Origin of the sequence: Humidesulfovibrio sp. (genome assembly GCF_035560995.1) — a bacterium.
GTDB lineage: Bacteria > Desulfobacterota > Desulfovibrionia > Desulfovibrionales > Desulfovibrionaceae > Humidesulfovibrio.
Genome location: NZ_DATMYK010000308.1, coordinates 1 through 7531 on the forward strand (window position 1 = coordinate 1; position 7531 = coordinate 7531).

Sequence of the window (7531 nt, forward strand, 5' to 3'; positions counted from 1 at the left end):
GCGCATGGCTTTGGCGAGCTCGGCGAAGAGCAGCGGGAGGTTCTCTTCCTCATTGAACACGGGGATGACGATGGAGACGCTCTGGGTATTCGGCATGGGCGGGGTATAGGAAATTTCCGGCCCGGTGTAAATAAGCGTTGACAGGGGGAGGGCTGGGGACTACATACCCCTTCTCGACGCGGGGAACGCCGCATCGACGTGTCGCGGGGTGGAGCAGTACGGTAGCTCGTCGGGCTCATAACCCGAAGGTCGTAGGTTCAAATCCTGCCCCCGCTACCAAAAGAATTAAGGGACTTGGAAGTGATTCCAGGTCCCTTTTCTTTTGTTTGGCGGTCGAGGGTCTAAACCGGCCGGAAGTGGTGCAGGGCGTATTTGCGCAAGGCCTTCATGCCGTCCAGGTCCAGCTTGGCCAGAATGCGCGAGAAATAAGTCTCCACCGTGCGCAAGCTTACCTGCAGGGTCTGGGCGATCTCGGAATTGGTCTCGCCGCTGGCCAGAAGCTTCAGAATCTGCCGTTCGCGCTCGCTCAGGGCTTGCGACAGCAGGAATCCCCCGGCCGCGGCCAGATTGGCCGCCGCGCGCGGGCTGACGTAGCGCTCGCCTCCGCGCACCTTGCGCACGGCCTCCAGCAGCACGGCCGAGGTTTCGCGCTTGGTGACGTACCCTACGGCCCCGCGGCTCAGCGCGTTCTGCACCGTGGCCGCGTCCTCGTGCATGGTGTAGACCAGCGCGGGCACGCCCAGGGCGAGCAGTTCCGGCAGCAGATCCAAGCCGCTTTCCCCGCATAAGCCAAGGTCCACCAGCGCCAGGTCAGGGCGGCTTTCCGGCAGCAGCAGCAGGGCCTCGTCCCGGCTGCCCGCCACGCCGCACACCTCATGCCGCTCCTGGGCCAGCAGGAGCGTCAGCCCCTCGATGACGGCCGGGTGGTCATCCGCAAGAAAGATGCGTGCTCCGGAAGCGTCCTGGCCGCTCATGTCCGCTCCTCGGTGTTGAAAGTTCGGGCCGTGACCTCGCAGGGCACGCAGCAGCGCACCACCGTACCGCCTTCCTGCCCGTCCTGAATGCTCAGGTCGCCGCCGATCATGCGCGCGCGGTGGGCCATGATGCCCATGCCCAGCCCGCCTTTGGAGCGCGCGGCTCCGGCCCGGCCGATGCCGTCGTCGCGCACGGTGAGGCTTGCCTCGCCGCCGGCCCTGCAGGCGAAGCGCACGGTGATGCGCTGCGGTTTCGCGTGTTTCACCGCATTGGTCAGGGCCTCCTGGGCGATGCGGTACAACTGGGTGACGTTGGCGCTGGGGCAGGTGTCGCACGCGCGCTCCAGGGCGAGGTCGATGGGCACGCCGCTGGAGAGCGAGAAGCGCCGGATCATGTCCGCAAGGGAGGGGCCGGTGCTGCCCGCGCCGTGTTCCAGGGGCCACAGCCCGTGCGAAAGATCGTAGGCCTGGTCGACCAGTTCCTCCAGCAGGGACGAGAGCTTGGCCAGCTCCGCGGATTCCTTGGGCGTGCGCTGCATGCCGGAAAGCACGGCGCAGCGCAGGCGCGCTGCCGTCAGCAACTGGCACAGGCCGTCGTGCAGGTCCACGCTCATGCGGCGGCGTTCTTCCTCGCTGATGTTGATGATCTCGCGCTCCAGGCGGTTGCGTTCGGCCATCTCGGCCTCGAGGGCCAGGTTCTTGTGCTCCAGTTGGCCTGACAGGAGCTCCACGGAGGAGAAGGCTTGCGACAGGCGCTGCGAAAGGGCGAAGGCCTGGGACATGACGAACAGCAGGAGCCCCGGCGCAAGCATCGGCGTCGAATTGACCAGCCGCAGGTCGGTGAGCATGTCGTGCAGTCCCACAAGCCCCAGCAGCAGGAACCCGGTGAAAATGAAGGTTGCGCCGGAACGTCCCAGCCGCCGGGCCCGGTGCAGCCTCTGGAAGCAGTAGAGGATGAGGCCGGAGGTGGCCAGATAATACAGCGGCAGGGCTGTGCTGGTGGCCAGGGGGGTGGCCAGGGCGGCCAGGGCGGTGAAGGCCGTGCCCATGACCCAGGTGCCGTTTTGTACCCGGCGCGAGAACTCCTGCGGGTACAGGGAGCGGAAAAAGGTGAAGCCCACGGGCACGGAGAGGAAGAGTCCGGCCAGGGCAAGGCGCTCCAGGCCCATGGGCGGCAGGGCGGGAATCAGGGTGCGCGCGGCCCAGCCGCTGGAGTCGGAGCAGGCGTAGTTGCACAGCCACAGCAGGCAGTAGGCGGCGAACAGCAGCGGCGAGACGTTGTTGCGGCGGAAGAAATACAGGGCCACATGGTACACGCCCATAATGAGCAGCGCTCCGGCGATGGCCAGGGAAATCCCCGCGTCGTGGCGCTCCTGGGCCAGCAGGACGCTTTCCGGTCCGATGAGCGGCGTGGAGAGGACGCCGCCTTCCCGGAAGTGGTGGTTGGAAACCTGGAGCACCAGTTCCAGGGCTATTGCGCCGTTGCGGTCCGGCTCCTGTTCCGGCGCGGGCGGCGGCAGCGGCACCACGGCCACGGAAGGCCGGGCCTGTTCCGTGGCGGCATCCGGGCCGGGCGTACCGCTCTGCGCCACAAGGCGTCCATCGGCCCACAACCGCCACGCGGCGTTGACGTTCGCCAAGCGCAGAGCCAGATGTTCCGCTCCGGGCCTGTACCGCAGGACAAGGCGGTAGGTGGCCTCGCCCGTGGTGCTGAGCAGATCCGCGCCGGGCATGCTCCGGCTCCAGGGGGCGGGCAACTGCGCGTAGTCCGGGGCCGGAGCGCCCGGAGCGGCGAAATCGCCGGGCTCAAGCAGCGCGCCCCAGCGGACCTCCCATTCCCCGTCCAAAAGCAACGGGGTTTTGGCCGTGTCCCAGGCGGAAAGGTCGACAGTTCCCCGGCTGGGCAGGGGGGCGCCGGGGGCGTAGGCCTGGCAGCCGCAAAGGCCGAGGAACAGCACAAGCAGCAGCGCCCAAAGGGCGCTTGGGCGCGGGGTGGGAGGAGTGGCGGCCAAGTGCAAGGGGAACTGGCTCCGGGTGCGGAGGGAGCGTCCGGCTCCGCGTGTTTGATACCGCACATAGCGTCCTTGCCTCTGGAAGGCAAGGCTGAGCGGAAATAACACGCCTGGGGCATGCAGCGCTTGTCCCAATGCTGTGGCGGAAGAATACGTACACTGCTCCGTAATGCATCGCTTCGTCCATGCACCGCGTTCCGGTTGGAGAACTGACGCCGCAAATGTGCCAATGTGGTGGTTTTCCCGTACAGACGCGACTCTCCTGGCGGGTTAGAAGCACCCAAAAGGCCCCATGGCCTGTCCGCGGCCCTTCCAACCTTTCAGGCAAACAGCGCGCGCCCAGCGCGGTGCAGGTGAATGATCATGTCCTCATCTTCCCCCTTGTCCATGCTGTGCGCGCCTGGGCGTTTCTTCGCCCGGCGGCGGAGCCTCCTTGTCCGCTCCGCGCTGAGCCTGTTCCTGCTGGCGGTGTTCGCGCGCCCGGCCCTGTCCCTTACTCCGGCGGAGATCGAGGCCGGGGCCCGCGCCTCCCGGCAGATCCAGAACGAGCAGCAGGAGCGCCTGCAGCAGCAATTGCGCGAGGACGCCCTGCGCCGGGGGCAGACCCCGCAGCAGGAAGTGCCGGAAGCCGCCGCGCCCAGCCTGCCCAAAAGCACGGTCTGCCGCGACATCAAGGAGATCGTGCTCACCGGGGTCACCCTGCTGCCCGAAAGCCTCAAGCGCGGGCTGACCGCGCCCTACCTGAACCGCTGCCTGTACGCCGAGGACATCGAGAAGCTGCTGGCCGACATCCTGAAGGCCTACATGGACCGGGGCTACGTTGCCGCGCGCCCCTATGTGCAGGCGCAGGACCTCAGCAAGGGGCGGCTGGAGATCCTCATCGTGGAGGGCAAGGTGGAGGGGCTACTCTTGAAGGATGGGGACCGGGGCAGCGCCAACCTGACCACGGCCTTTCCCTTCGTGTCCGGCAGGCCGCTTAACCTGCGCGACATCGAACAGGGCCTGGACCAGATAAACCGCCTGAGCTCCAACAGCGCCACCATGGAAGTGAGCCCCGGCAGCGAGGCGGGCTTAAGCGTGGTCAGCATCGTGAACGAGCCCTCCTTCCCCGTGAGCGTGGCCGGCACCCTGGACAACCTGGGCGGCCTTTCCACCGGGCGGCACCAGGCCGCGTATACCGTCAGCGTGGACAACCCGCTGCGGTTGAACGATTTCATCACCTACACGCACCGCAACACCGTGCTTGAGTCCACCCGCCTGCGCGAGGCCGTCTCCGACAGCTTCTTCTACTCCCTGCCCTTCGGCTACTGGACCATGCAGCTCTCCTACAGCATGTCGGAGTACCACAGCCCGGTGGTCACCAGCGCCAACACCCTGGTGGCGCGCGGCACCTCCGAGACCTTTCGCGGCGAGCTGAACTACGTGGCCTACCGCGACCAGGACCAGAAGCTGACCGCCCTCATCGCCCTCAACAACAAGGCCACGCGCAACTATCTGGCCGACGAATTTCTGAGCGTCTCCAGCCGGAACCTGGCCGTCGCCGATGCGGACCTGAGCTGGCAGCGGCGCTTCTCCTGGTTCTCCGGCAATCTGGACCTGGGCTTCAGCCAGGGGCTGCGCCAGCTGGACGCCAAGGCGGACCCCGATGGCACGGGCGTCACCGCGCCCCATGCCCAGGGCGCGAAGATCCGCTATTCCGGCGGGGCCTTCGTGCCCTTCACCGTGCTGGGCAAGGACCTGACCTTCAGCACCCAGGCCACGGGCCAGTATGCCCTGGAGCCGCTCTACGGCTCGGAGCAGATAACCATAGGCAGCTTCTACACCGTGCGCGGCTTCAACCGGAACAGCCTCTCCGGCGACCGGGGCTGGTATGTGCGCAACGAGCTTTCCACCTCGCTGCCCCAGCTGCCCTACACCGACGTGACCCCCCGGCCCTTCATCGGCTTCGACGCCGGACGCATCGAGGGCTTCAAGACCACGCGCAACGCCAACCTGACCGGTGTTGCGGGCGGGGTGCGCCTGGCCGGCAAGCACTTCACGGGCGAGCTTTCCGCCGCCAAGGCCCTGTCCACGCCCATCGTCATCCCCCACGAGCCGGTGCAGTTTTCCGCCACCATGACCGTGAGCTTCTAGGAGCCCCCCATGAAACGACTTCCCACCGCCAGCGCCAAGGCCCTGACCTTTCTCTTGTGCGGAATGCTGCTGTTTCCGCCCCAGCTTCTGGCAGGCTCTCCTGTAGCCTCCGGCGCGACGAACACCAGCGTGACGGCCGCCGCAAACGGCGTGCCCGTGGTGAACATCGCCGCGCCCAACGCCTCCGGCCTTTCGCACAATGCCTACACCTCCTACAACGTCGACCCCCAGGGCCTGGTGCTGAACAACGGCAACACCAGCCAGGCCTTCCGGCAATCGCAGCTGGCCGGCCTTGTGGCGGGCAACGCAAACCTGGGCGCGGGCCCCCAGGCCAGCATCATCCTGAACGAGGTGACGGGCGGCGGGCGAAGCACCCTGGCGGGCTTCACCGAAGTGCTGGGCGGAAAGGCCGACGTCATCGTGGCCAACCCCTTCGGCATCACCTGCAACGGCTGCGGCTTCATCAACACCGACCGCGCGAGCCTGGTCACCGGCGCATCGAACCTTACGGGCGGGGTGCTGGGCTTCGACGTGCGCGGCGGCGACATCGTCATCGGCGGCACGGGCATAAACGCCAGCGCCCAGCAGACCCTGGACCTCGTGTCGCGCAAGATCAGCGTGAACGGCCAGGTGAACGCGTCCACCCTGAACATGGTGGCCGGGGCCAACAACTGGAACCACACCAGCGGCGCGGCGAGCGCCATCGCCTCCGACGGCTCCCCCGTGCCCGCCTACGCCATCGATTCGAGCGCCCTGGGCGGGATGTACGCCGGGCGCATCAGCCTGAAGGCCACGGAGGCGGGCGCGGGCGTGCGCGTGCAGGGCAACGCCGCCGCCACGGCGGACGACTTCACCATCACCAGCGCGGGCAGGATCGAAGTGACGGGCAAGCTTTCCGCCGCGCGCGACCTTGCCGCCACCAGCACCGCCACCGGCGCAGGCGCCATCACGGCCACGGACGCCAACCTCTCCGCCGCGCGCGACCTGGCGCTCAACGCCAGCCTGGGCGGAGCCACGCTCACCGGCGGCGGCATCGTGGCCGGTAGACAGCTTTCCTATCAACTGGGCAGCCTGACCGACACGGCCAGCGCCACAACGGGCATAACCGACGCCAACAAGCGCTACGGCGCCACCATGAATCTTAACGGCACGGGCGCCTGGGCCATCAACGGGGTGTCCTACGGGGCGGGCAGCGCCCTGGGCCTTTCCACCCAACGCCTGACCATAGGCAACACCGCCGCCACCACGTTCTACTCCGGCGGCACCATGAACCTGAGCGGCGTGGATGCGCTCACCTTGGGCAATGCGGGCCTCCAGTCCGTGGGGCACATGACCCTTTCGGCCACCAACCTCACCTCCGGCCTGCTCGACATCGGCAGCCTGGCCCAGGCGAAAAGCACCGGCGGCAACCTGTACCTGAACGCCGGGGACTTCGCCAAAAACGCCGGGACGCTGGCCACCACCGTCGGCGATATCGTCATCCGCTCCGGCTTAGGCCCTAATCTCTCAAACACTCCCTTTGAACACGGCTTCCGGAACGCCGGGTCCATATGGGCCGGAAATTTGCTGGACGTCGCCGACAGAAACGGCGCAGACACGCAGCAGTTTGAGATTGCCGGCACGGGAAAAATGGGTGGAAACACAGCCAACATCAAGGCCTGGAAGTTCCGCCTTTCGGACAGCGCCGTGCTTACGAGCATCGGCGACATGAGGATCGCCACCACCTCCGGCGACGCCACCGTGGCCTCCGGGGCCAAGATACTTGGCGTCACCGGCGGCGTGGGCACCTTGACCATGTCGGGCGCGAGCGATTGGCACAGTTTCTACAATTACGGGCTCGTCCACTCCGGACAGGATCTCGATGCGTCCACCATCGGCATTGGGGCTGACTCCGACAACACCGGCACCGTTTCCGCCGCGCGCAACCTGAAGCTGAAGGGCTTCGATCAAATGTATGGCAACTTCATCGCCGGGAACAACTTATCCATCAATGGGTCGGCCAACCTGTTGCCCAACGCCAACGGTTCGCCCAACGCCATGCTCAGTGCGGGCAACGATATCAACATCACCGCATATGACTTTCGTAACTGGTCCGTCATGAACGCCGGGCACGACATCAACATCGTCGCCAGCCATTTCTTCAGCAATGCCATCGGCGACTCGGGGAATATGCACTTGCTGTACCTTGCGGTTGTCCCGAATGCCGACCCCTACGCCCCCCTCGACTTTTACGTGGTGCGGAACACCAGCTACACCCCGCAAATCATCGCCGGGAACACCATCAACATCACCACCGGCACCAGATTGTCGGAGAACGTCGGCCTCATCTCAGCAAACACGGTAAACCTGTTCGGCGCCGGCATGCGCAACGGCGGCACCATCCGCGGCGCCACCGTCAACATACACGCTGCC

The 7531-nt window shown here is 66.5% G+C and carries 4 protein-coding genes and 1 tRNA gene; 3 read left to right on the forward strand and 2 right to left on the reverse strand.

The window, feature by feature from the left end; all coding sequences use genetic code 11:
* Nucleotides 1-202: 202 nt before the first annotated feature.
* Nucleotides 203-279, forward strand: a tRNA-Met gene (locus VN419_RS12300).
* Nucleotides 280-341: 62 nt separating this feature from the next.
* Here VN419_RS12300 and VN419_RS12305 read toward each other — a convergent pair.
* Together VN419_RS12305 and VN419_RS12310 are read right to left on the reverse strand one after the other, a co-directional pair.
* On the reverse strand, nt 342-974 hold the full coding sequence (locus tag VN419_RS12305) for a response regulator transcription factor (protein WP_325647518.1): 633 nt from the start codon (nt 972-974) through the stop codon (nt 342-344).
* Nucleotides 971-2992, reverse strand: a complete 2022-nt coding sequence (locus VN419_RS12310) for a sensor histidine kinase (protein ID WP_325647519.1) — start codon at nt 2990-2992, stop codon at nt 971-973. Before VN419_RS12310 ends, VN419_RS12305 begins: the two co-directional genes overlap by 4 nt.
* Nucleotides 2993-3349: 357 nt before the next feature.
* Here VN419_RS12310 and VN419_RS12315 point away from each other — a divergent pair, with 357 nt between their 5' ends.
* Both VN419_RS12315 and VN419_RS12320 read left to right on the forward strand, forming a co-directional pair.
* The gene (locus tag VN419_RS12315) at nt 3350-5119 is read left to right on the forward strand and encodes a ShlB/FhaC/HecB family hemolysin secretion/activation protein (protein WP_325647520.1); all 1770 of its coding nucleotides are present in this window, start codon (nt 3350-3352) and stop codon (nt 5117-5119) included.
* 9 nt (nt 5120-5128) lie between these two features.
* The coding region (locus VN419_RS12320) for a filamentous hemagglutinin N-terminal domain-containing protein (RefSeq protein WP_325647521.1) at nt 5129-7531 on the forward strand (2403 nt) is incomplete at its 3' end.